Below are 24,776 nucleotides of genomic sequence, written 5' to 3'. Positions count from 1 at the left end.
ATTAGACATATATTAAATTGAATTTGCTAATGTTAAAAGCTGTTCATTTACATTTTCAGTTACTACTCCACCATGGTAACAAATGACTGTTTCGATATCATATTTTGTGAATTTCTTAATGGACGTAAGAGCAGTATCCATATCAGGTGTATTACTTGGACTTGGCCTCATGATTACACCATTCTCTGAAGTTAGAGCATCTCCTGAAATAAGAGTTTTACTTTGATGATGATATAAACTAATGTGACCAGGAGTATGCCCAGGAGTAAAGATGACAGTAATTCCTCCAGTATATGGTAATACTTCTTCATCAGTTACTGTAGTATTGACCTTAGTATTAAGTGGTATATTGAACATCGCTTTTATTTTTTGACTATGTTCTTCAGGAAGAGATTCGATCATTTTTGCGATTCGTTCAGGATTCATTTTAATAAAAGTTTTGTCGCCTTCAATATAAGGTTTGTCTTCATTATGGGCTAGTACTTCAATTTTTTGATCAGCAGTTTTTAAGATTTCAGTAAGGCTTCCGATATGATCGATGTCTTGATGTGTAAGGATGATTTTAGACAGTTTATTACATTCTAGACCGGCTTTCTCAATCGCTTCACGAATTTCTCCAGTTTGTCCTGGCATTCCTGTATCTACTAAGATTACTTCATGATCATCCCATAGCAAAGTTGGATGAATAATTCTTTCTTGTCCCATAAAGTTCATTACTAATTCAATTGTTTCAATACCTTTATCTATTTTCATTTAAATGGTAAAAGCATTTATTGCTTTTACCACACCTCCCTTTGTTTTATGTGAGCACTAAACTAGACATCTAAAGAAAGTTGCCTAGTTTAGTGTTCACATTTTTTTTGGTTAAAAATTTACTCTACTTTTGTGTTTTAGAAACAGAAGAAATAAAGTCATCAATCATTACGTCAAAGCTATCATCTACATTTACTGGATGTTGGAAATATCCAAGGAAATTCATGGAGACAAATCCATGTAAAATGCTTCTCAATGCTCGGCCTTGATGAATTAATAAAGTAGGATCCGTAATATAAAACTTTAGAATTTGATGAATAATTCCAGTTGTTTCCCTAGCAAGTCGTTTAACATCATCATTTTCTGTACTCGGGATATTCATAAAAAGTCCATAACCAGTTCTATTATCAAATGCAAAATCACGGTATACATAAGCAATTTCTCTAATCGCTTGTTCACCACTTTTACCGACTAATCTTTGCATTAAAGTCGAATTTAATTTATTTAAAAGAGAAATCGTCATTTTCAATTTTAAATCATCCATATTCGCAAAATGGTTATATAAAGATGGATATTTAATATCTAACTTCTCTGCAATTTTTGGAAAAGTAACTTGATTAAGTCCGATTTCATTAGCCAATGAAAAAGCTACTTCAATAATTTTTTCTTTTGTTAAATTTCTTTTTTGAACCATTTTTTTGCTCCCGTCTCATGTTTAGGTTGTTTTACGTATAGATTGTTTTTTTAAGATTATTTAGGTTGATTTCCACTGCCAATCAACTTATGCCCTTAAAGATACAATACCTAAATACAAAGTATTTTTAAAGAGAGACTATATTACTGAAAATAGTTTAACACTTCTGATGATAATCAGTAAACTATATAATATAATTTACAAACTATAAAATATAGTTTAGTCTTATGTTTATATAAAAACTTATTGTTATTTTGATTTTATTTTTATCAAAAAGGAGGGGGGATAAGATGTTATTGTGGAAAAGAAATTTAATTGTCTGCTGGTTTGGAATGTTTGTAACGAGTATTGGGATGAGCCAACTTGGTCCGGTATTACCCCTATATATTGATAAACTTGGTGTTCATAATTCTGCATTAATTAGTCAATTTTCAGGGATTGCTTTTGGGGTAACTTTTATTATTTCAGCAATTTTTTCTCCTATTTGGGGTTTGGCAGCGGATAAGTTTGGACGAAAACCAATGCTGCTAAGAGCAAGTCTTGGTATGTCAATTATTATTTTTTGTATGGGTTTCGCACATAATGTCTATGTTTTAATAGGTTTAAGACTTTTACAAGGTGTTATTACCGGTTACGGTACAGCTTGTACAACTTTAATCGCAACGCAAACAGATAAAGAGCATGCGGGATCGGCATTAGGTACACTTTCAACTGCGAGTATAGCAGGTTCATTACTTGGTCCTATGATTGGAGGCTATATTGGTGAGACTGTAGGATTACAAAATGTGTTTTTTGTAACAGGTGGACTCATGATGGTTGCGTTTATTACGACAGCATTATTTGTAAAAGAATCATTTACTCGTCAAGATAAAAAAGTGCTTAAGTTTAAGGAAATATGGAGTATTATTCCGGATAAAAGCTTAATGATCACAATGTTCATTACTTTTTTTGTTTTAACAATAGCTCTTTATTCAATTGAACCTGTTATTACTGTCTATATTTCTCAGCTATCTGCTCATTCTACACATGTTGCATTGTTAGCGGGTATGGCATTTTCAGCATCAGGCTTGGCAAGCATTATTGCTGCTCCGAAATTAGGTAAGATTTCAGATCGAATTGGTCCACATAAAGTTATATTCGTTGCACTGATTGTTTCAGGTCTGATGGTTATTCCCCAAGCATTTGTAAAAAACGCTTGGGAATTGATGGGACTACGATTTATTTTAGGTTTGGCAACGGCGGGTCTAACTCCGTCTGTTAATACATTAGTTAAACGAATTACACCAGACGCCATTACCGGTCGAGTATTTGGATTTAATATGTCAGCTGGATATTTAGGTGTATTTGTCGGTTCCATTTTAGGTGGGCAAATTGGAGCATATTTAGGTGTGAAATACGTATTTTTTGTTACAAGTGCATTATTGCTACTTAATGCAATTTTGGTTTATGTTAAAGTTAATAAGAAATTGAATGTAAAAGAAGATTTTAAATTATCGATGTAAAAAGTTTTAAATTTTGGGAGCTGCTTAATGTGGCTCCCTTTAAAAATAGTACATGAGAACACCCTACATAACTTAGCATGAAATGTCGGATTGGTTAATTTCGTTCCTGTTATTCTATTGATGAAGGAGGTTATAAAATGGATTTGTTAAAGAATATGAATGATGCTTTAGTATATATTGAAGAAAATCTGACAAGTGAAATTGACTATAAAGAACTTTCTAGACGGGCTTATTGTTCTGAGTATCACTTTAAAAGAATGTTTTCGTTTCTAGCTGGAATTTCTCTTTCAGAGTATGTTCGTCGTCGCCGTCTTACCGTTGCAGCGTTTGAAATTAAGGATCATAACAAGAAAATAATTGATATTGCTTTAAAATACGGATACAATTCTCCAGATTCCTTTACGAGAGCCTTTCAAAATTTACATGGAATTACTCCGTCAGAAGCTAGAAATAACGGTAATTCGCTTAAAGCATTTCCACGAATGACCTTCCAATTATCAATTAAAGGGGAAAATGAAATGAACTATCGTATTGAAGAAAAAGAAGCATTTCGAATCGTAGGTATAAAAAAGAGAGTTCCGATTATTTTTAATGGAGTTAATCCGGAAATTGCATCCATGTGGAAAACTTTAACGATGGAAAAAATAACGAAATTAAAAGAACTCTCCAATGTTGAGCCGATTGGCATAATAAGTGCATCAACCAATTTTTCTGAAGGTAGAATGGAAGAAAGAGGAGAGCTTGATCATTATATTGGTGTTGCCACTACAAATGACTGTCCAAATGAGTTAATTCAACTTGAAGTTCCTGCATCTAGATGGGCAGTATTCGAAGCAATTGGAAAATTTCCAGATGCATTGCAAGAAGTGTGGGGACGAATTTATTCTGAATGGTTTCCATCTTCAAATTACCATCAAGTAGAAGGTCCTGAAATTTTATGGAATGAACAGAAAGACATCACATCACCAAATTTTAAGGGCGAAATATGGATACCAATCTCTAAAAAATAAAAAAAGAAAGAGACATACGCTCTTTCAAGTTTCTGAATGATTGTTATTTAAGTGATCTAGTTTATCTGAAATACTTTTGAGAATTTGATTTTTTTCTTGTTGAATTTTTAGGAATTTTAAAAGGAACCAAATCATAAAAACAAAAGGTGCTATGTAAAACAAAATCGGTATGATTGAAAATAGAGGAAAAAACACGTTATGCATAATAATTTCACTCCTTTTGGAAGATTATACCATAACATTTAGATTGAAACCTTCTAATTTTTGAAGGTTTTTTTGTTTATATCTTATTCAGTAGAGTTCTTGGTTAAGAATGGTTTTAAAAGGAAAATAACGTTATTTAGAGAATTTACTATTCAATAAGTAAATTTAGTTGCTATAAGTCGAATATAATAATGGGAGAAAAAAATGAAAATAGTAAAACAATGGGTACAAGAAGATAGTGATTTTATTAGAAAAAAAGTAATTGAATATAATGCTAAAAACCTTCCAGATGAGAAAAGAGCACCGTCTGAAGAAATAAGCTTTGTCGTTAGAAATGATCAAGAGGAAATAGTAGGTGGAATTACAGGAAGGATGTTTTGGCACCATTTATCGATAGACTTCTTGTGGGTGTCTGAGGAGTATAGACATGAAGGCTTTGGTAGTCAACTAATCAATCGAATGGAAGAATTTGCAATCGAAAGTGGATGTCGCCTAATTAAAGTAGATACTTTTAGTTTTCAAGCTCCAAAATTTTATAAGAAGCATGGTTTTAAAGTATTTGGAGTAATTGAGAATCATCCAAAAGGGTATAATCAATATTATTTTGAAAAAAGATTATAAAAGACAAACTAATTTTTGTGACTACATGAAGTTGCTTTTGCAGCTTATTTTTTTTAGCTTATAAACTTAAATGATATGATTAATTAAAAGTTTGATGAGACAGGAGGAATCGTTAATGAGCGAACTTAATTTATTGTTTCGAAAAAGAATCGGATTACGTGATAATGAAGTGATTAACTTTAATAATTTAAATGACGTTCTTGAAAAAACAGCTAAAAATATACCTTTTGAAAATCTTTGTATTATAGGAAATAAAACGAATGAGATCACCCGAGAAAATTTAATTAGTAAATTATTAGTAAAAAGTGAAGGTGGTCTCTGCTATGAATTGAATTCACTGCTTTATTTATTTCTTCTTGAAAATGGGTTTAACGTGAGATTAGCAAGAGGGGTTGTTTATGATAATATAGCTCAAAAATATCCTACTTTTGGAAGAACACACGTCACAATCCTATTAACACAAAATGAAGAAACATACTTAATTGATACGGGATTTGGAGCGAATCTTCCTTTAAAAGCAGTTTCCTTTTCCGGTGAGAAGATAACTTCTAGTAATGGTGAGTTTCGAATTAAAAAAGAGGACACAGAATTCGGGGACTATGTATTGATGTTAAAACTAAAACATAAAGATCCTAATTGGAGAATTGGATATGCATTTGATTCACACGATGTGATTTCGGATGTGTCCGAATTTAATGAGATTCAAACAATTATTGCTGAGCACAAGGAATCACCATTTAATAAAAATCCTTTAATAACTCAACTGACAAATGAGGGGAATAAAACTTTAACGAATACTTCTTTTACACAATGGATTAACGGTGTAGTCACGAAAGAGGATATTGATGAAATGAGATATAAGGAATTAGCAAAGCAACATTTTGGGCTTTAAAATTAATCGATTTACGATTTTGTAGTAGTACGTCTCCTTTGAAAAAATGGTTGAGTGATTAATGGTAAAAATTGTTAATAACTTTCTTCTAACCATTCTATTGCCTATGAAAATTTAATGTTCTATCATTTGCTTAATAAGTATTCAACCAAGTAATTATAGGAGTGAAAAGCAATGAGTAGTGTAAACAGAGGTGTCAATATTGGCCCTCCTCGTTTTAAAATAGCAGTTCATGCAATAGTTTGGTTGGCAAATAGTGGTGGTATGTTATCAAGTGCAATGATCGCAGAGCAAGTGGATTCTCATGCGACATTCATGCGAAGAGTAATGCAATCTTTATCCTCAGCAGGTATTGTAGAATCCAAAGGTGGCCGTGAAGGCGGTTATATTTTAAAAAAGGCGATTGATTTAATTACATTAGGTGAAATCTATACTGCTGTTAATAAGGGTCCCATAGAACAAGAAATGGCAGTTGACTGTGGTGAAGCTGGAGAGCAGTTAGATTTAGAAATAGAAAGAATATTATTTGAAGCCGAACGCCAGGCTTTAGATTATTTAAAGCAATTTACAATTGAAGATGTTATGAATCGAATTGACTTTTTTAAGGATTAAAATGCAGTTTAATAGCTTGATAAGTGCTAAATAATATAGCAGGTAAGACTGCTTTTTTATTTTGTCTAAATTATTATTTTAAATTGATTACTAATAAAAAAGATGAATAATGAACTAATTAAAAAACCTCTAACTATTTTTACTGATATAAGTAAATATTCTAATCAAAATTTTACATTGAATAGTTACTTTTGGAGTAATATGTGCTTTTTTCAATTGCATATATATTAGTAAAGGGGTGATAAAAAATGGATATTTTATCAATTATCTTGCAAATTTTATTAGCTCTTATGTTTTTAATTGCTGGGTTAGGTAAAGTTTTTGGTTCAAAAACGAGTGTTGAAAGTTTTAATCACTTGAAATTAGCACAATGGTTCAGAGTAATTACTGGATTAGTAGAATTGATTGGGGTAGCTTCACTGATTATTGGATTTTGGGAAGAAAGTTGGGTTCCAGCGGGTGGTTTATTATTAGGAGTTGTGGCAATCGGTGGAATAATAGCACATATCCGTGTCAAGGATTCGTTTAAACAAACTTTTACAATATTATTATTAGGTATTATTGCGTTTGTACTTTTATGGATTAATTATTCTGATCTTTCAAGTTTCCCGGGATTTAATTAATTTGCGATCAATTTATGCAGGGATTAATAAGGCGTCGACAGAATAATAATTACAGTACTTAAATCAATCTTATATGTAAAAAGGAGCGATTTTAATAATGTATGATATCGTAATTATCGGCGCCGGACCGGCGGGAGCAAGTGCTGCTTTATTTGCAGCAAAAGCTGGTAAAAAAACTTTAGTTCTTGATAATGACAAGAGTATAACGAAAAAAGCATGGATTGAAAATCATTATGGGGTTTCAGAAATTACAGGCCCAGATTTAATAGAAACGGGAAAAAATCAAGTTAGAAAATTTGGCGCTGAAATAATCCAAGGTACTGTAGGTAACATTGTGAGTACAGAAAATGGCTTCAATATTGAAACTGAAACAGCAACTTATGAAGCAAATCAAGTGATTTTAGCTACAGGCTTAAGTGTGGAATTAGCTGAAAAAGTAGGGCTAAACACAAAAGCTGGAACAGAACCTCGCATAAAGACCGTACTTGATGTAGATTCGACTGGTAAAACAAATATTGATGGAGTATGGGCAGCGGGAACTGTTGCAGGAACAAGTGTTCATACGATTATTACAGCAGGTGACGGAGCAAAAGTTGCGATTAATGTCATTAGTCAATTAGATGGTAAACGATATGTTGATCATGATGTTTTGAAATCATAAGCTATGTTTAAATAAATACTTTAGCATTACTTCTATTGAAGTAATGCTTTTTTAATTAACTAAAATTTTAGTAGCCTAATAGCTATTCTACTTAATAAAGATGTATCTGTAATAATTCATTTTTTCATCAATATATTAGAAAGTGAAATGAATTATGTTAGGAGGGGTCCGATTGTCGGATGCATTTATAGCACGTTCTTTAGATGAGATTCTGTTTTGGTCTAGGATCATGAAAGAGCATTCCCTATTCCTGAAATTAGGATTTAATTGTGATGATACTGAATTAATTCAAGAAGCAGATCAATTTTATCAAGTATTTGAAGCAATTGGAAATAAGGCTCAATCATTTTCGCCTCAAACGGATCCTCAGCAAATTAAACAGTTTAATAATGAGGTTCATCAAGCAGCTTCCATGATATGGGCTTATAAGCGGAAAATTCTTAATTTACTCCTTACGTGTAAAATAACAGGCAATAACTTTCCTTTATTAGTTGACCATACAAGTAGGGAAGCAGCTTATTTTGCAAACCGCTTGACTGAACTAAATAATGGTCAACTCCAACCGCTACCTGCTGCAATTATCCAGGAAAATGTTTTCTTTTTAAGAATTATGGCAGACCATGCAAAATTTATTGGACATCTATTAGATCCATCAGAAAGAAAATTAGTAGATCAAGCGAGGGAATTTAGTCATGATTTTGATCAACTTTTATACCAAGCCGTAGATTTAGAATCAATGAGACCACAATCGGAAACAGTTCCTATACTTGACCAATTCCTTGATGAAAACCGTGTATCCGTAAAATCCCTTAGAGATTTTAAGAAAACAGCTAGAGATCTAATAGAAGCTTGTAGAATTAAAAGTATCATTCACCCATTGCTAGCAGACCATGTATTTAGAGAAGCAGATCGATTTTTGCATATAATTGACGCGTTCGAAGCACAGTTAACAGGGAATGGAAACAGAAATATTGTACTGGACGACCATTAAGAACAACGCATGCTAACAAAATAGACACGAAAAAAGAATCTCATTAAAGATTCTTTTTTTACTGTGCGTTGAAATGTATAGGTTACTCATGAATTATTTTCTCTGGCTATAGCTCTTTAACAAATCCTCAATTAAAATGCCATTAATTTTCAATCCTGATAAATTGCAATTATTGATTTCGACATGACTTAAATCACAGTCCGTGAACTGAGTATTTGTTAAATTGCTTTTCTCAAATTTAATAGAATTTGAATGATCTTCAAGATTTAGATCTTCCGGAATGACAATATTTCGGATGCTTGTACCTGCTAAATGAACATGATCAATTATTAAATCTCTTAAATTACCATTTGTTATTTTAGTATTAGATAAGTTAACATCTGAAATTCGAGCTCCAAATAAATTCACGTCATTTAATTCAAGATTTCTCATGTTTGCATTTGTAAATTTCGAATTCGCCAAGCTTACATTATTAAAGTCTAAGTTTTCGGCTCTTACTTCATTAAATGTTGAAAAAGACATATCCGTTTTTTGTAACTCAAATAATGCAGTCTTCCAATTAGACATTTTTTCTCCCCCTAAAGCTTTGATAATTGAATATATTTAACTTTTTTCGTGAGAATCCCTTCACTCTTAATCATTTTTATTTTCGACAAAATAACTTTATAAATGAATCAACTTTTATTTTGTAATTTATACTATATAAAAAGAACTAATAATTTTTTTGAAATAGATTGACTTTTCAATATCTTTTTTATAAAATTTTTTTAACATTTGAATAAAGGCAATGAAGAGGAAAAGTAGATTGATGTTATTTTTTACAGAGAGCTTTGGTAGCTGAAAAGAAGCATAAATACTCAATTGAACAATGGCCTCGGAGCTTCGTACTGAACGTATATTTCATATTAGTAGGCTACGACAAGAGTTGGCACTTGTTATCAAAGTCACAGTATATGAGCATTTTTATGCTTTTCGTACTTGCAAAGACAAATGTATGCAAATACTTTGTGAACTAAGGTGGTACCACGTGGATATGAAACCTCGTCCTTATCTTTTATAGATAGGGGCGAGGTTTTTTGCATTTAATAATAAGGAGGAATTGGAATGGATATTTTTATTGGAGGAGCTTGGCCTTATGCAAATGGTTCATTACATTTGGGGCATATTGCAGCTTTACTACCAGGCGATATTCTAGCTCGTTATTTTCGTTTAAAAAAAGCGAATGTATTATACGTTTCAGGAAGTGATTGTAATGGCACACCTATTGCTATTAAAGCAAAACAAGAAAATTTAACTTATAAAGAAATTGCAGATCGTTACCATTTTGAATTCGAGGATAACTTTAGGAAATTAGGATTTACCTATGATTTTTATACAAGGACAGACGCAGAGCATCATCATCATACTGTACAAGAAATTTTCTTAACTTTATTACAAAATGGCTTAATTTATAAAAAAGAAATTGAACAATGCTATTGTGAAGAAATTGAACAATTTCTACCTGATCGTTATGTAGAAGGGAATTGTCCAAATTGCGGTCAACACGCGCGTGGAGATCAGTGTGATTATTGCTCTGCTATTTTAGATCCTTTAGATTTATTAAATAAAACATGTAAGCTATGTGGAAATCCTCCATCCGTAAAAAATACAGAGCACTTTTATTTTTCATTGAGCAAGTTACAAGATGAGCTAAAGGAATATCTTGATTTTGCTAAAATGAGCGGATGCTGGCGTTCGAATGCTATCCAATTAACAGAACGATATTTAAAAGAAGGGCTTCATGACCGAGCGGTATCAAGGGATTTGCCAAATGGAGTAAGCGTACCAGTAAAAGGGTATGAAATGAAGAAAATTTATGTGTGGATCGAAGCGGTGTCTGGTTATTATTCGGCAAGTAAACAATGGGCACTTAGCACGAATCAAGATGACTCTAGCTTTTGGAAAAAAGAAGCAACATCATATTATATTCACGGTAAAGACAATATACCGTTCCATTCAATTATTTGGCCATCTATTTTAAAAGGTTTAAAAAATGAGGCTCTTCCAACTCATATCGTTTCAAACGAATATTTGACGCTTGAGAAGAAAAAACTGTCCACTAGTAAAAACTGGGCTGTATGGGTACCATATCTAATCGAAAAATATCATCCAGATTCAATACGATATTTTTTAACAATAAATGCTCCAGAAAATAGAGACACTGATTTTTCTTGGAGGGAATTTATTTATAGCCATAATAGTGAACTATTAGGCGCATATGGGAATTTTGTAAACCGAACATTAAAGTTTCTTGAAAAGTACTATAATGGTGTAGTCCCAGAAGGGGAAATTAAACAATCAATTAGATTTGAGATTAAAAGGCTTTATAAGGATGTTGGTTCACAGATTGAATCGGCTAATTTCAAAAAGGCCATGGAGGAAGTATTTGAATTTATTCGATCTGCAAATAAATATTTTGATGAAGCAGCGCCTTGGAAACAAGTTAAGGAGAATTTGATCGAGTGTCATAACACGATGGTGAGTTGTATATATGCTATTGCCAACCTAGCGCAAATTTTACATCCAATCCTACCTTTTTCGAGTAATGAAATAAAAGAAATGCTAAATTTATCAAACTTTGAATGGAAGGAAATATCTCCGGTTTTAGTAAAAATTAACGAAGTAAAACCTCTTTTTGAAAGAATTGATGTAGGTAGAATAGAGGAAGAATTAGAACAGTTAAATAACCAATCTAAAAAGTAATAAAATAAAGCATTAATAATCAGTTTGATCATTAATGCTTTTCTTATGGAAAAATATAAAATAATGGCTAAAGATAATTAATATAGAACGCTTATAAATTCAAAGGCAGTAAATATAAAAGATCCAAAAATAATAGTTGCTCCTGTTGAAGTGAAATATTCATCAGGATCGATGATTACAGATGTTTTATGCCATCCATCAATATCAGGTGTTGCCTCACCAGTTGTACGTGGGGCAAATTTAATATAAAGCATGATTAATAGAGCAAATAGACCGACAAACGGTGCAGTAGATGAAAATGGCATATCAAAATAAAGTGCAATCAAAAAAGATATAAAATATAAAACTACTATCGATACACTTAATTTTAAGAATTGTTTAAGCCAGTAATTGCGTCGATTAATTGGTTGGTCACGCAATACTTCTTTCATTTTCTGTGCATCCTTGTATCGAAAATATAATCCGACTGGCCATGCAATTAAGAAGCAGAATAAGGTAAAGACTAAACATAGTAGAAGTTTTCCTCCGAAAGCTGTTATGAATAATGACATATTTTCCTCCAAAATTTTAATGAATATTATTATTTTATCAAACTTTCAAAATAAAAATATTGGGAAAATGCAAAATCATAAAGAAAATGTAAACGTTTCATTTAATCAGTTTAATAATGTATATTATTAAATAATTGAATATAATTACTACTCTAACAATCTCATAAAATTAGTTTATGTTTGATTTGATAGAAGAGAAAAGAGTATAAAAACTAAATGAGGTGAGAAAATGAAAAATATTACTGTATACCATTACGATGCTTTTAGTAAAGAGCCCAATAAAGGTAATCCAGCTGGAGTCGTTTTAGATTGCGATTTTTTGAGTGATTATGAAATGCAGGATATTGCGAAACAAGTAGGATTTAATGAAACTTCCTTTCTATTAAATTCGAAAGTTGCTGATCATAAAATTCGTTACTTTACACCAGGTCATGAAATGGATTTATGTGGTCACGGGACAATGGCAGTAATATATGCTTTGGTCACTAGAGGGGTCATTGAGTTTAAAAGTGAGTTAACAATTGAAACAAAGGCTGGGATTTTGCCAATTAAGATTCATCATTCGAATAATGAGATCTACATAACGATGAAACAAAAAGCACCAGAGTTTGTAGAGTTTAAAGGCTCGATTGATGATGTAGCGTCCTCAATTGGTCTTAGTGTAGAAGAAATCGATAAAAGTCTACCAACTCTTTATGGGAGTACAGGTGCCTGGAATTTACTTTTACCGATAAAAAATTTATCTTCATTTGAAAAGATGAAACCTAATAATTTACTTTTTCCTAGTATTTTGAATGAAATTCCAAAAGCGTCCGTTCATCCGTTTTGCTTAGAAACATACGATTCAAATGCAGATTTTCATGCTCGCCATTTTTCTTCGGCGTTTTCAGGAACGATTGAAGATCCGGTTACAGGTACTGCCTCTGGGATAATGGGAGCTTATTATGCTAAATATATTAATAATGATGTTAATGATGTAATTGAATTAGTTGTTGAACAAGGAACGGAAATTCAGAAAGACGGACGTGTAAAAGTAAATGTTAAAAAAGTAAATTCGACTTATGACATAGAAATTACTGGAAACGCTGTTTATGTTAAAGAGATGGAATTTCAAATATAAAATGAAAAGGAGTACAGTATGTTTTTGAGCGATAGACTATATGGCCAATACAATATTGATCAAGTACTTGTTGAATTAATCGATACAAAACCAATTCAACGGTTAAAAAAAATTCATCAAGCCGGTGCTACCTTTTTAGTGGATCATCATTATAATGGAACTCGATATGATCATTCTATTGGTGTTATGTTGTTAATAAAAAGGTTAGGGGGCTCTCTTGAGGAACAAATAGCGGGTTTATTACATGATGTCTCTCATACGGCATTTTCTCATGTTATTGATTATGTTTTTGATATTAGCGAAGAAAATTATCATGAAACAATCTTTGAAAAAGTAATTTTAGATTCGGAGATCCCTTCAATACTTGAAAAATATCAAATCGATATGAAAGAAATTTTTGATATAGATAAATGGGAACTACTTGAAAAAGAGCTTCCGAAGCTATGTGCAGATCGAATAGATTATACATTAAGAGATATGCATACATATTTTGGAACACCTAAAAAAGAAATTGAAGCATTTTTAAATTCATTAGTTTTTGTAAATGGAGAAATCTGTGTAAACTCTATTGAAATGGCAGAGTGGTTTACAATGATTTATTATAAGCTTGCTATCGATTATTTTTTAGGTCCGATCAGTATTTATTCATATGATTCACTTGCAAAGATTATTAAACTGGCATTACAAAAAGAAATTATTAAGTTAAACGATTTATTATTGGACGATATGCAGTTAATGACATTAATTAAAGAAAGCAATGATAAAGAAATTCAAGAATTAATAAACAGTTTATATGCAAAAGTTGAGCTTGAAGAAAATGAGCAGGATTACGATATTCATCGAAAAGGTAAAAGAAGGATTATCGATGTTTCTGTATCATTGGACGGAAAAACTTTGCAACAATCATCACTTTTATCAGACAACATTGCTAAAATGAATAAGGTCGCAATTGAAAAGTCTGAAAAAGGAACATTTGTAAAAATTAAAAGATAGAGTAAAAAGTTTGAAAACTAACTAGTTTTTATGCTAGGGGGAAGCCTTTTGAAATCAGAGCTAGAACTTATGGAAATGCATATTAACGTATTATTTAAACACAATGAATTTGGAAAAATAACACAAATAAATGAACCACCATATACAAGAGCACCACGATTTTATATAGGAAGCACCAAAATGGGAAATGTGAAAAGGTTTTTAGATTGTCTTAAAAAAGAGGAACTAATTGAATTAGAGAAAGCCTTAGATACAAACTCTAGTATACCATTAGTAAAGATCATGCAGATTTTAAGTGAAAATCATCAGATAGACAGTTTATGGATGGGTCCGGCATATGTATTTCAAACAGCTGGGAAAGCATCATCGAAAGCAATAAAAATTACCGAGGCGAATAAACAATATTTATTACCAAACTTTCCTTATACATATGAGGAGCTAGAATGGAAAGAACCATGTTATGCAATTATTGAAAATGACATAGCTGTGTCGATTTGCTGTAGTGCCAGACAATCGGCCGAAGCTGCTGAAGCAAGCGTATATACACTCGAGGATTTTCGTGGAAAAGAGTATGGTTTAATCGTTTCAAATGCATGGGCTGCGGATATTCAAGGCCAGGGACGAACTGCTTTGTATAGTACCTCTTGGGATAATTATGCATCTCAAGCCGTCGCGCGAAAATTACAATTAGTTCAATATGGAACGGATTTACATTTTAGTTAAAGAATGTATAAATTTGGAGGATTTAAATGCAATACTTTATCGGAATTGTACCACCAGATGATTTAAAGAAAAAAATAATGAAATTCCAACAGCATTGGGAGAATAATAGAATAGTTGATGGGGTCGAACCGCATATTACTGTGAAAGCTCAAGGGGGAATTACCCCTGATATGGCATGGTTAGAAAGGGTAAAAAAGATATGTGAAAGCTTTTTATCTTTTGAAGTTAATATTAGGGATCCAAAATTTTTTGGTGAAGATATTTTATATTTAAGCGTTGAGTCAGATGAATTAATTAAATTGCATGAAATATTAGTTGAAACCATTTCACCTTCAAAGGAATTAATTAAAGCTTATTTCGAACTTGATGAATATATCCCACATTTAACTCTTGGTCAAACGCACTTTGGCTTAACAAATTTAGAGTTAAATGATATGGCAATAAAAGCTAAACAAGAACTAAATCCTACTGAAACATTTAAAGTAGAATTCATTAGAGTTTATGAATCGACAGAAACGGGTAAATACTTAAAATTTATAGATATTCATCTAAAGGAAATGTAAAGTGACTAAAGAAGTGGCTATCAATTATTTAAGAACAATAAGTAGCATTACTTCTTAAATTGAAGTAGTGCTTTTTAATTGAATTATAAGTGTATTATTACTTGAAAGCTTATATAATTATGAATGACATTTAAACAATTTTAGTGTAATAAATCTGTTTGAAAGAAGGGGAAGTGATGGGAAATCAATATTCAGTTAAACAGGCAAGTTTCCTAATATTAGTAACTTTGACTGGAATTATTAGTTCCGTCATATTACATATCTCTCTCGTATTTGGAATTTTACCAGGATTAATTTTTTTAATCGTATTAAGTTTAAAAAGAGGATATGAAGTTAGAAATATTATGAAGTTAAGCTACCAAGGAATGGGAAAAGTTAAAATTGTACTCTTTATCTTATTTTTAATTAGCTTTTTACTTCCATCATGGTATTTATCAGGAACGATAACATCGATGGTTTCGATTACTTTACAGGCAATAAATCCACATCATTTTTTTGTATTTTGTTTTTTAACGACGATGATTTTTTCAATGATTTTGGGTTCGTCAATTGGAACATTAAGTGCCTTAGGAGTTCCTCTTATTAGTAGTGCTATATTACTGCATATACCTGTGGAAATATCGGCTGGAGCGGTTATTTCGGGCGCATTTGTCGGTGATCGAACGTCACCTTTTTCAAGCGCACATCAACTTTTAGCTAATATTCTTGAAACAACTGTCAAAAAACAAGGTAAAGCGATGCTCTTTACATCAATTACTGCTGTAATCGTAACAATCTTATTTTTTAGCGTAATGGATTTACAGTTTACGCAAGGAATTACTCCGACACATCATGAAATTGTGAGCAATAAGGGCATTTCGTTCATTCAATTTATTCCACCGATCTTATTAGTTGTACTTGTTTTATTTAAAATCAATATTATTTATTCGTATGTCATTAGTATTTTGTCTGGTAGTTTAATAGCTTTGTTTAATGGAATTTCTTTTAGTAAAATTGTGAATTCTTTTTGGCACGGAATTAATGGACTTGGTGGAGGGCTAAGTCATATGTATAGCTTGTTATTATTTATTGCTGTAGCAGGAATTTATAATGCGTTATTGGAGGAGCTTAATATCATTCAGCCTATGTTAGATAAATGGCTTCAAACCTCAACTTCAATGTTATCCGATTCTTTGAAAACAATCGGTGCAACAGCAGTTATCTGTGTAATAGCAGGTAACCAAACAATGCCTATTATTTTAACAGGACGATCTTTTTTAGCTCATTGGTCAAATAAATATAACAAAGAGGAATTGGCTCGGTTAATGGCGGATACAACTTTATTATTTCCAGCGATGATCCCTTGGAATGTTCTTGCAATCATGAGTAGTACAGTCATTAATATGAAATTACATGAGTATTTACCTTATGCAATATTCTTATGGCTTCTTCCATGCTTAACGATTTTCATCAATGTGTTTAAAAAAGTTAAGACCTTTGAAACGAAGTATGAGGTCAGTTCCTAATCAGGATAAATTGTAATTCAAGGGTAATAACATAGAAAAAGAGATAAATAGCTAAATGCTATTTATCTCTTTTTTTTCATACAACACTAGTAGATTGTATTTCCTTCAATTGTCTAACAGTAATACTGTATTTTGTACGGATAGCTTCTAATTCCATAATAGCCACATCAATGTATTCAGGATCGGCATAAATAAAATTAATTTCTTTTAGCTCTAAAAGTTTTTGTAAGCTTCTTAACTCATTATGTAAAAGTTGTGATGGCGTTTCATCAATTAATTGGTTTTTAGTAAAACGTTGAAAGAAAGATTTGAAATTGACAGTTTTTCTTCTAGTTATTATTTGTTCTTGACCTGTTATTAATTTTGACATTCAGTAATCCTCCCTAAATATAGAAAATATCTACTATTTGAAGACATAGAGCTTGTCCAACTTAATAAACTTGAAAGAAACATAAGAATTGATTGTTCTAAATCTTATTACGGCGTTGGTAAGAATATTCATGAAATTTTTAAATAATTTTTTTTACTAAAATTGTTTATGAGAAAAAATGGTTTAAAAGTAGAACGATTTAGAAAAGCTTTAAGTGTATTTACAATTTAACGTTTTGCATTATTCTGTTACACTAAAGGAACATAAAGGTTTTTCTTTATGCAAAATGAATTCGAAATAAGTGAGGTAAAGATTTATGGAAAAGATTGAAGTAGGCGAAATTCTTACACTTAGCTATGATGAAGGAGACGAGCAAGATTACGAAGTACTGGGCTCAATTACGATTGAAGGTCATGAATACATAGCTGTAGGTTTACTAGAAGAAGTAGAAAAAGAAAGTGAAGAGGATATTGATGTTTTCTTCTTAAGAGTTGCAGAAGATGGCGAGTTTTACGATATTGAAACAGAAGAAGAGTTTGAAAAAGTATCTTCGGCTTTTGATGAAAAGTTAAAATAATTTAAAATAGGATTAAAGAATAGGGATACGGGTAATGGTATAGGACGTATTTCGTATTTTTTATTTGAAGAGAACACTAGTAGATAATACTATGTGTTCTTTTTTGTATGTTTATGTAGGAATTTGTAGGTTTTATTAAAAATTTGGAGTACAAACTATTAAATTTTCGGTATACTACAAGTAGCAATTATATTAGGAGGAAGCTTATGCAATTTTCATTTAGAAATTACGCTTTCCCTTTGATTTTACTAAGTAGTATCATCATAGGTTCAGTCATCGGTTACACTAACCAAAGCGTAGGAGTTGCCCTTAAACCTATAGGGGATTTATTTTTAAATTTATTATTCGTAGTAGTTGTACCGCTTGTGTTTTTCTCTGTATCTTCAAGCTTTGCAAATGGTGGAGGAGAAAAATTCGGTAAGATTATGCGAAATATGTCATGGGTATTTTTATTTACAGGTATTATTGCAGCGATCATAATGCTTGTTGTTATGAAATTTTATCCACCTGCACATGGGGTTCATATCCCGATCGTTAAGCCTGATGCAACTGATAAAGTATCAGTAGCGGAACAAATTGTAAACACATTTACAGTTAATGATTTCTCTGGCTTGTTTACAAGAAGCAATATGTTGGCGATCATCGTATTTGCTGTATTAGTTGGATTAGCAACGAATAAAGCTGGCGATAAAGCAGACATCGTCAAAAAATTATTATCAAGTGGTAATGTAGTAATCATGAACATGGTTAACTATATTATGTATCTTGCACCTGTAGGACTTGGAGCGTATTTTGCATATCTTGTTCCAACATATGGCGAGGAATTACTAGGTTCATATAAGAGAGTTTTTATTTTATATTATGTAACTGCTATTCTATTCTTTTTTATTTTTTATAGTATTGTTGCTTATATGGCCGGTGGTAGAAATGGATTTAAAATTTATTGGAAAAATGTATGGCCATCAACATTTACGTCTTTAGGAACTTGTAGTAGTGCCGCAACGATTCCAACAAATTTTGACAATGCTGAAAAAATGGGTGTATCTAAAAATGTAAGAGAAGCTGTCATTCCTATAGCTAGTGCATTACACAAAGATGGATCTGTTATGGGTGGAGTCGTAAAAATTGCATTTGCCTTTGGTGTATTTGGAATGAATTTCTCTGGTTTGAATATTTATCTTGTAACAATCGGTATTGCATTACTAGTTGGTATGGTAATGGGAGCTATTCCGAATGGTGGAATGATTGGGGAAATGTTAATTCTTTCTCTGTTTGGTTTACCAGTAGAATCTTTACCAATTCTTGCAGCAATTAGTGCGCTAATAGATCCACCTGCAACAATGTTAAATGCAACAGGTGATTTATCTGTGAGTATGTTAGTTGAGAGATTAACTAACGGTAAAAAAGCCGCATAAATAATGAAGACTGGGAATCTCCCAGTCTTTTATTTTTATAAAAGTATTATTCCTTCTCATTTTTTATGTTTCAGTCATAATACCGCCATTCACATGAAGTACTTGGCCTGTTACAAAAGAAGAGTCACGATATATATAGGTTGAGGCAAGTTCGAATGGTTGACCGGCTCGTTTCATAAGCAGTTTTCAAACCAAATGTTTTCAAGTCAGAATCATATCAAACGATATAAAAAAGAACACATAGCTTTAGTATGTACCCTTTGTAAAGGACATTGATAAAAAGGCTATGCAGTTTTAAGCAGATGATTTCTGTATTGTACAGGGGTCATCTGCTTTAATTTCCACTGATATCTATAATGATTGTAATACTTCATATAATGTTTTATTTCTTTATTGAGCTCGTCTAAATTTTGACATGACTTAATAGAGGCTTCATCTTTAAAATGGCCAAAGAATGATTCTTGTGGTGCGTTATCCCAACAGTTTCCACGTCTAGACATTGATTGAATTAAACCTAGTTTTTTCACTAGTTTTTGAAAGTCTGGGTGTGTATAATGTGTTCCTTGATCTGAATGAATGAGTGCACCTTTTACTTTCCTATAATTACGATTCTTTTTTAACTTTCGAAGAGTATCTGTAGCTAACTCCATTGTAAGTCGGTCTGAAATATGGTAAGCCATTATTTCATTAGTTGAACTATCTAATATTGTTGATAAATATGCTTTCTGACTCTTACCGTATTTTAGATATGTAATATCAGTTAGAAGAGCTTTCCCAGGTACGCCTTGTTTGAATTGACGATTCAATCGGTTTGGCACTACTCTATGTTCTTTAGTAGCCTTCATCATTCGTCTGTAGGGATTTGCCTTTCTAATTGGGCAAACTATACCGTATTTTTTCATGATTCGTCTTATACGTTTCAAATTGTAGACAATCTTAAATTGACCCGCCAATGTAGTCTTGATTTGACGTGCCCCCTTTTTATAACGTTTAAAGCGATATGCTTTTAATATATTCTCTTTTAAAATTTCATCCTTTTTATCCTGTTGTTTTCTTCGCTCTTGTGACTTAATAGAAAAGTAATTATAAAAACCACTTCTTGAAACGCCGGCAATCTTACAAAGGTAAGTTACCATATGTTTTAATCTGAATTTTTCAATTATAGAACGTATAAGAGTATATTTTTGGCTAGGAGAAATAACTAATTCCTCATCCTCCCTTCTAAGAAACGAATCTTTTTTAATAGTTCATTTTCAGCTCTAAGTAGATTTATTTCTGCTTCTAAACGAGTATTCTTTTCCTCCAAAGTTAGCTCTCTTTCCACATTTCTTCCTGAATTAATCGATCGAGTGTCACGAAGACCAAGTTCACCGTTCTCTTTAAAGGCCGTACGCCATCTATTACTAGCAGATTTAACGCGCTTCATTCCAATCACATCAATATCAAAACCGTACTCTTCAAATATTTCTCTCGCTAATTTTCCTTTTTCATTTTCCGAAATAAAAATACGTTTAAATTCATCAGTATAAGTAATTCCTTTTGAACTAACTGATTTTACATATTGGTTTTTAGAAAGTAGATTTATTTCTTTGTCAGTAAATGTTTTATTACTCATTTAAATATTCCCCGATCCCGTTTTTTCTAATTATAAACAAAAGTACCCTATAGAGGTCACTTTTTTTAAGTGTCTACTCTATAGGGTACATTTTACTTAGTATGTGTTCTTTTTTTCTAAAAATTATTTTAAGTTTTCAGGGTTTAATCCTTTTAATTCTTCGATTACGAAAAGACCATCTTTACGGATTAAAACGTCATCGAAATAGATTTCTCCACCACCGTATTCAGGACGTTGGATACAAACCATATCCCAGTGGATATTTGAGTTGTTACCGTTATAAGCTTCATCATAAGCTTGACCTGGTGTAAAGTGGAAGCTTCCATCGATTTTTTCATCGAATAAGATGTCTCCCATTGGATGTAAGATGTAAGGATTTACACCAATTGCGAATTCACCGATAAAGCGTGCACCTTCATCTGTATCAAAGATTTTGTTGATACGCTCAGTGTCGTTAGCAGTTGCTTCAACAATTTTACCATCTTTGAATTTAAGTTGAACATTTTCAAATGTAAAACCATTGTTAGGAGATGGTGTGTTATAAGAAAGTGTACCATTTACTGAATCACGAACAGGTGCTGTAAATACTTCACCATCAGGAATATTCATTTCACCAGCACATTTAATAGCTGGGATATCTTTAATTGAGAATGTAAGATCAGTTCCAGGACCTTTAATTTGGACCTTATCTGTACGGTTCATTAATTCAACAAGAGCATCCATTGCTTTGTCCATTTTACCGTAATCTAAATTACATACATTAAAATAGAAATCTTCAAATGCTTCAGTGCTCATTTTTGCTGATTGAGCCATTGAATCAGTTGGGAAACGTAGTACAACCCATTTTGTTTTTGGAACACGAATTGCTCTATGTACTTTTTGGCCTACAGTTTTACCATGGATTTTAGTTTTTTCGTCTGGCACATCAGAAAGTTCGTTAATATTAACACCTGAACGTAAACCGATATATGCGTCCATATCTTTCATTACATTTGCTTCGTATTCTGCTACTTTATTAAAGTGTTCTTCAGTAGCACCCATTAATAATGCGCGATCTACTTTATGATCTTTGATTGATACGAAAGGAAAACCACCAGCAGCATATGCTTCTTTAACTAAAGCTGTAACTAATTCTGTTTCTAGCTTAAAGTTTTCAATTAAGATTTTTTCTCCTGGTTGTAATTTTACAGAGTAATTGATTAAGTTTTTAGCTAATTTTGAAATACGTGGATCTTTCATTGAAAATTCCCTCCAATAATTATAACTATATACCTATTGTAAACTATTTAGTCGGTTTTGTTTACTAAAGTATTCTTTTTTTACTAAAGAATTTGAAAACTTGTTTTACGACTAGTTTAGTGTTTGGTAAAATTTGTAGTATAATACGAAATAAGTGATTAAATTTGTGGAAAGCTATGAATGAAAGGGGTTTTTTCGAATGGATTTAATTTCTATTAGTGCATTAATCGCAGCTGTTGCATTTGTGATCTTAGTTGTATTTATTAGTCGTACTTTATTCCGACTAGAAAGGGTATTTAGAGGTGTAGAGTCTACTATTGCTGAAACACAAAAGGATTTACATAATGTTTGTGTTGAAGCCGTTCAATTAGTACATACTTCGAATCATTTAGCAAATGAGGCTAAAATTTTTGTGAATAATTCGAATGAACTTACGAAAGATATGCGTGAACGAGCAAAATCCCTTGATGTATTAGCTAAATCAGTCGAAGAAGTCGGAGTTACAATCTCAGAAATGAATGAAAAAGTACGGGATACTGCTAATAATGTATCGAATACTGTAAAAGTTAGTACTGAAAAAATGTCCCAATTAGTAAATTGGGGAAATACAGCAATGGATTTATGGGAAAAGTACAAAACGAAGCGTGAGGGAAAAAAGAGAAATGGTAAATCGAATATCAACGATTCAACAGTTTGATGAACTTATTAACAACGAAGAGAAATTTGTGTTTTTAAAGCATAGTACAACATGCCCAATTAGTCATGCAGCTTATACTGAATTTTTAGCATTTGCATCTGCATATGAGAATGTACCATTGTATTTTTTACAAGTTCAAGATGACAGAGAATTGTCTAACTATATTGCTGAGAAAACGGCAATAAAACACGAATCTCCTCAATTATTTATTTTTGAAAATGGAGAAGCAGTTTATAATACTTCTCATTTTTCAATTAAGAAAGATTCAATTGAAAATGCTTTACTAAAAAAATAAAAAAACTGCACCTTAAATCGTAACTTAAGGTGCAGTTTTTTTATGTTGTTTGAAAAATACACATAAAGTTTGCTACTGGAGACGATACTCAGACTGATTGAAAACGTTTGCCTTTCGAGGCGCGAAGCCTGATGAGGAGCGGAATTACCTTTGTCGGTAATGAGCACCGCTCAGCAGGTGAAGCAACGAAGAAAGCGAGCGTTTGGCGGGCAGACTGAGAGTTATTCTACGTCAAAACCAGCAGCTTTCCACGCAGCAGTACCACCATCGATATATGCAACATCAGTGAATCCCATTTTTTTTAGTAAATATGCTCCTAAAGATGCTTGGCCACCTGCACCACATGTTACAAGAACAGGGCGATTTCGATCTGCTAACTTAGGCTCACGTAAATGTTCTGGTAATTCTAAATCAGCACGGATTGGTAGCATTCCAAGTGAGATATTCAGACTGCTTGGTATTAATCCGCATGCACCTGCATCAGCTGCGTCTTGTACATCAATTACTAATGTTTCAGGATTAGCATTAATTTTTTCACGAGCATCTGCTGAACTTATTCCTTCTACATTTTCGCGTGCTTCCGCAACCATTTGTTTAAATGTAATTGCCATTTTTACTCCTCCAGTATAATGAATTTAGAAATTCCTTAAATTGGAAATCTCATCTATACAATACACCGAAAGTCTTATGTAATTCAAATTGATGGAAATGATCATAGGGTTTATAGGGAAAAAGTAATGAAAATTAAAGATTAAAACAAGGGAAATTAAGTTACATGCAGAAATTAATTATAGTTAAATTATTTTTACATATTAAAATTGAGCGTTGAAAGAAGGAGTAAATATGCAAGAAACATATAAATTTAAAACAACTAATCAGCATTTACATGCATCTTTTAGTAACGAATATGAACCTATTCAAATGATTCGTTCTGGTGATTCAATTGAATTTGATACGATTGATATCGGGTGGGGTTATTCGCATCAAAATGGAGAAAGAGTAAGATTCGAGTCAAGGGAAAAGGAAGAAGAATGGGGGCATCCTATGATTGGCCCAATTTTTGTAGAAGGTGCTAAACCGGGGATGACACTTGAAATTAAAATAAATGAATTAAGGTCTGGCTGGTACGGTTGGAATTGTGCTGGTGGTAAAAAGAATTGGCAAAATAATGCATTAGATATTTCTGAAGAACCAGAAGTAACTTTAAATTGGCTAATCAATGAAAAAAATAATACAGCGACGACAAAAATTAGAGATAGGGAAGTTACAGTACCAGTAGTCCCATTTTTAGGAGTCCTAGCTACAGCGCCTTCTGAATCAGGTGTTCATTCAACTATACCGCCAAGATATTGTGGTGGAAATATTGACTGTAAAGAGTTGGTAGAAGGTAGTACTTTGTATTTACCTATAGCCGTTGAAGGAGCGCTTTTTTCCGCAGGTGATGGACACGCTGCACAAGGAGATGGGGAAGTATCTGGCCAAGCGATTGAAGCTCCTTTTGATAAAGTGAATCTTACTCTTACATTAAGAGAGGACATGCACATTAAGATGCCACGAGCTAACACACCAGTAGGGTGGCTTACTTTTGGTTTTGATGAAGATTTAAATATAGCAACTAAAACTGCATTAAATGGGATGGTCGAGTTAATTCAAGAGCTACACGATATTGATAAAACAGAAGCGGTTGCTTTAGCTAGTGTTTGTGTTGATTTGAGAATAACTCAAATTGTTAACCATGTTAAGGGTGTCCATGCTGTTTTGCCTCATAATATTAATATCACTTCAATTTATAAAAATGAATAGATTTG

At 32.2% G+C, this 24,776-nt stretch carries 27 protein-coding genes, 1 pseudogene and 1 other annotated feature; of the genes and pseudogenes, 19 read left to right on the top strand and 9 right to left on the bottom strand.

The features are described 5' to 3' along the window. Window positions 1-12: 12 nt before the first annotated feature. Window positions 13-753: an MBL fold metallo-hydrolase gene (locus tag ACFVR2_RS21425; protein WP_387366512.1), complete on the bottom strand. Its 741-nt coding sequence runs from the start codon at window positions 751-753 to the stop codon at window positions 13-15. Window positions 754-877: 124 nt separating this feature from the next. After that, window positions 878-1,447 (bottom strand): TetR/AcrR family transcriptional regulator, encoded by a 570-nt coding sequence (locus ACFVR2_RS21420; protein WP_097979166.1) that lies wholly within the window; start codon window positions 1,445-1,447, stop codon window positions 878-880. Window positions 1,448-1,737: 290 nt separating this feature from the next. Between ACFVR2_RS21420 and ACFVR2_RS21415 the strand changes: the two genes are divergently transcribed. The 8 genes from ACFVR2_RS21415 (at window position 1,738) to ACFVR2_RS21380 (ending at window position 8,563) form a co-directional block, all read left to right on the top strand. After that, window positions 1,738-2,949 carry a multidrug efflux MFS transporter gene (locus tag ACFVR2_RS21415; protein ID WP_387366509.1) on the top strand — a complete coding sequence of 404 codons (1,212 nt, stop codon included), beginning with the start codon at window positions 1,738-1,740 and terminating at the stop codon, window positions 2,947-2,949. A 137-nt stretch (window positions 2,950-3,086) separates the two neighbouring features. Continuing rightward, complete coding sequence (locus ACFVR2_RS21410; protein ID WP_387366506.1) at window positions 3,087-3,959, top strand: AraC family transcriptional regulator; 873 nt, start codon at window positions 3,087-3,089, stop codon at window positions 3,957-3,959. A 408-nt stretch (window positions 3,960-4,367) separates the two neighbouring features. Continuing rightward, window positions 4,368-4,784, top strand: a complete 417-nt coding sequence (locus tag ACFVR2_RS21405) for a GNAT family N-acetyltransferase (protein WP_387366503.1) — start codon at window positions 4,368-4,370, stop codon at window positions 4,782-4,784. Between the two features lie 115 nt (window positions 4,785-4,899). Continuing rightward, window positions 4,900-5,676 (top strand): arylamine N-acetyltransferase family protein, encoded by a 777-nt coding sequence (locus ACFVR2_RS21400; protein ID WP_387366500.1) that lies wholly within the window; start codon window positions 4,900-4,902, stop codon window positions 5,674-5,676. Between the two features lie 174 nt (window positions 5,677-5,850). Further along, window positions 5,851-6,288: an RrF2 family transcriptional regulator gene (locus tag ACFVR2_RS21395; protein WP_387366497.1), complete on the top strand. Its 438-nt coding sequence runs from the start codon at window positions 5,851-5,853 to the stop codon at window positions 6,286-6,288. A gap of 248 nt (window positions 6,289-6,536) precedes the next feature. Next, complete coding sequence (locus tag ACFVR2_RS21390; protein WP_335407989.1) at window positions 6,537-6,911, top strand: DoxX family protein; 375 nt, start codon at window positions 6,537-6,539, stop codon at window positions 6,909-6,911. A 97-nt stretch (window positions 6,912-7,008) separates the two neighbouring features. Then, entirely contained in the window at window positions 7,009-7,572 is a 564-nt protein-coding gene (locus ACFVR2_RS21385) for an FAD-dependent oxidoreductase (RefSeq protein WP_387366494.1), read from the top strand. A gap of 172 nt (window positions 7,573-7,744) precedes the next feature. Then, entirely contained in the window at window positions 7,745-8,563 is an 819-nt protein-coding gene (locus tag ACFVR2_RS21380; protein WP_387366491.1) for a DUF2935 domain-containing protein, read from the top strand. A 93-nt stretch (window positions 8,564-8,656) separates the two neighbouring features. Here ACFVR2_RS21380 and ACFVR2_RS21375 read toward each other — a convergent pair whose 3' ends face one another. Then, the gene (locus ACFVR2_RS21375) at window positions 8,657-9,130 is read right to left on the bottom strand and encodes a pentapeptide repeat-containing protein (protein ID WP_387366488.1); all 474 of its coding nucleotides are present in this window, start codon (window positions 9,128-9,130) and stop codon (window positions 8,657-8,659) included. A 211-nt stretch (window positions 9,131-9,341) separates the two neighbouring features. Next, window positions 9,342-9,615: a binding site (T-box leader), on the top strand. Window positions 9,616-9,667: 52 nt separating this feature from the next. Between ACFVR2_RS21375 and metG the strand changes: the two genes are divergently transcribed. After that, on the top strand, window positions 9,668-11,305 hold the full coding sequence (metG, locus tag ACFVR2_RS21370) for a methionine--tRNA ligase (protein WP_387366485.1): 1,638 nt from the start codon (window positions 9,668-9,670) through the stop codon (window positions 11,303-11,305). 77 nt (window positions 11,306-11,382) lie between these two features. Here the strand turns inward: metG and ACFVR2_RS21365 are convergent, their stop codons facing one another. Continuing rightward, entirely contained in the window at window positions 11,383-11,856 is a 474-nt protein-coding gene (locus tag ACFVR2_RS21365; RefSeq protein WP_387366482.1) for a hypothetical protein, read from the bottom strand. 229 nt (window positions 11,857-12,085) lie between these two features. Between ACFVR2_RS21365 and ACFVR2_RS21360 the strand changes: the two genes are divergently transcribed. The 5 genes from ACFVR2_RS21360 to ACFVR2_RS21340 all read left to right on the top strand — a co-directional run bounded on the left by ACFVR2_RS21360 (window position 12,086) and on the right by ACFVR2_RS21340 (window position 16,760). Continuing rightward, window positions 12,086-12,976, top strand: coding sequence for a PhzF family phenazine biosynthesis protein (locus ACFVR2_RS21360; protein ID WP_387366479.1), 891 nt, complete (start codon window positions 12,086-12,088; stop codon window positions 12,974-12,976). A gap of 18 nt (window positions 12,977-12,994) precedes the next feature. Further along, window positions 12,995-13,969 carry an HD domain-containing protein gene (locus ACFVR2_RS21355; RefSeq protein WP_387366476.1) on the top strand — a complete coding sequence of 325 codons (975 nt, stop codon included), beginning with the start codon at window positions 12,995-12,997 and terminating at the stop codon, window positions 13,967-13,969. A gap of 48 nt (window positions 13,970-14,017) precedes the next feature. Next, entirely contained in the window at window positions 14,018-14,692 is a 675-nt protein-coding gene (locus tag ACFVR2_RS21350) for a GNAT family N-acetyltransferase (protein WP_387366473.1), read from the top strand. A gap of 26 nt (window positions 14,693-14,718) precedes the next feature. Then, window positions 14,719-15,255, top strand: a complete 537-nt coding sequence (locus tag ACFVR2_RS21345) for a 2'-5' RNA ligase family protein (RefSeq protein ID WP_387366470.1) — start codon at window positions 14,719-14,721, stop codon at window positions 15,253-15,255. Between the two features lie 176 nt (window positions 15,256-15,431). Beyond that, window positions 15,432-16,760 carry a Na+/H+ antiporter NhaC family protein gene (locus ACFVR2_RS21340; protein ID WP_387366467.1) on the top strand — a complete coding sequence of 443 codons (1,329 nt, stop codon included), beginning with the start codon at window positions 15,432-15,434 and terminating at the stop codon, window positions 16,758-16,760. Between the two features lie 76 nt (window positions 16,761-16,836). Here the strand turns inward: ACFVR2_RS21340 and ACFVR2_RS21335 are convergent, their stop codons facing one another. After that, window positions 16,837-17,130, bottom strand: coding sequence for a hypothetical protein (locus tag ACFVR2_RS21335; RefSeq protein ID WP_387366464.1), 294 nt, complete (start codon window positions 17,128-17,130; stop codon window positions 16,837-16,839). Between the two features lie 316 nt (window positions 17,131-17,446). On the opposite strand from ACFVR2_RS21335, the gene ACFVR2_RS21330 reads away from it, so the two are divergent. Both ACFVR2_RS21330 and ACFVR2_RS21325 read left to right on the top strand, forming a co-directional pair. Beyond that, window positions 17,447-17,707 (top strand): DUF1292 domain-containing protein, encoded by a 261-nt coding sequence (locus ACFVR2_RS21330; protein WP_387366461.1) that lies wholly within the window; start codon window positions 17,447-17,449, stop codon window positions 17,705-17,707. A gap of 206 nt (window positions 17,708-17,913) precedes the next feature. Continuing rightward, the gene (locus ACFVR2_RS21325) at window positions 17,914-19,122 is read left to right on the top strand and encodes a dicarboxylate/amino acid:cation symporter (RefSeq protein WP_387366458.1); all 1,209 of its coding nucleotides are present in this window, start codon (window positions 17,914-17,916) and stop codon (window positions 19,120-19,122) included. Window positions 19,123-19,185: 63 nt separating this feature from the next. Here the strand turns inward: ACFVR2_RS21325 and ACFVR2_RS21320 are convergent. From ACFVR2_RS21320 to ACFVR2_RS21310, 3 genes and pseudogenes are all read right to left on the bottom strand, one after another. Further along, window positions 19,186-19,299 (bottom strand): annotated as a pseudogene (locus ACFVR2_RS21320) (NAD(P)-dependent oxidoreductase); the annotation flags it as partial. 107 nt (window positions 19,300-19,406) lie between these two features. Beyond that, window positions 19,407-20,737 (bottom strand): IS3 family transposase gene (locus ACFVR2_RS21315; protein ID WP_387366455.1). Its coding sequence is split into 2 segments (ribosomal slippage): window positions 19,407-20,350 and window positions 20,350-20,737, totalling 1,332 coding nucleotides; the frame shifts between segments, so codons are not numbered across the junction. Window positions 20,738-20,860: 123 nt separating this feature from the next. Then, entirely contained in the window at window positions 20,861-21,976 is a 1,116-nt protein-coding gene (locus tag ACFVR2_RS21310) for an aminopeptidase (RefSeq protein ID WP_387366452.1), read from the bottom strand. A 199-nt stretch (window positions 21,977-22,175) separates the two neighbouring features. Here ACFVR2_RS21310 and ACFVR2_RS21305 point away from each other — a divergent pair, with 199 nt between their 5' ends. Both ACFVR2_RS21305 and ytxJ read left to right on the top strand, forming a co-directional pair. Beyond that, window positions 22,176-22,673, top strand: coding sequence for a DUF948 domain-containing protein (locus ACFVR2_RS21305; protein ID WP_025671368.1), 498 nt, complete (start codon window positions 22,176-22,178; stop codon window positions 22,671-22,673). After that, entirely contained in the window at window positions 22,639-22,968 is a 330-nt protein-coding gene (gene ytxJ / locus ACFVR2_RS21300; protein WP_098426527.1) for a bacillithiol system redox-active protein YtxJ, read from the top strand. Before ACFVR2_RS21305 ends, ytxJ begins: the two co-directional genes overlap by 35 nt. 221 nt (window positions 22,969-23,189) lie before the next feature. On the opposite strand, the gene ACFVR2_RS21295 is transcribed toward ytxJ, so the two are convergent. Beyond that, entirely contained in the window at window positions 23,190-23,579 is a 390-nt protein-coding gene (locus tag ACFVR2_RS21295) for a rhodanese-like domain-containing protein (RefSeq protein ID WP_387366448.1), read from the bottom strand. Window positions 23,580-23,811: 232 nt separating this feature from the next. Between ACFVR2_RS21295 and ACFVR2_RS21290 the strand changes: the two genes are divergently transcribed. Next, the gene (locus ACFVR2_RS21290; RefSeq protein ID WP_387366445.1) at window positions 23,812-24,771 is read left to right on the top strand and encodes an acetamidase/formamidase family protein; all 960 of its coding nucleotides are present in this window, start codon (window positions 23,812-23,814) and stop codon (window positions 24,769-24,771) included. Window positions 24,772-24,776 lie beyond the last annotated feature (5 nt).

Source organism: Gottfriedia sp. NPDC057991 (assembly GCF_042886615.1).
Taxonomy (GTDB): Bacteria; Bacillota; Bacilli; order Bacillales; family Bacillaceae_G; genus Gottfriedia.
Note: the sequence above shows the minus strand (reverse complement) of the source record. Positions and strands in the feature narration are given on the sequence as shown.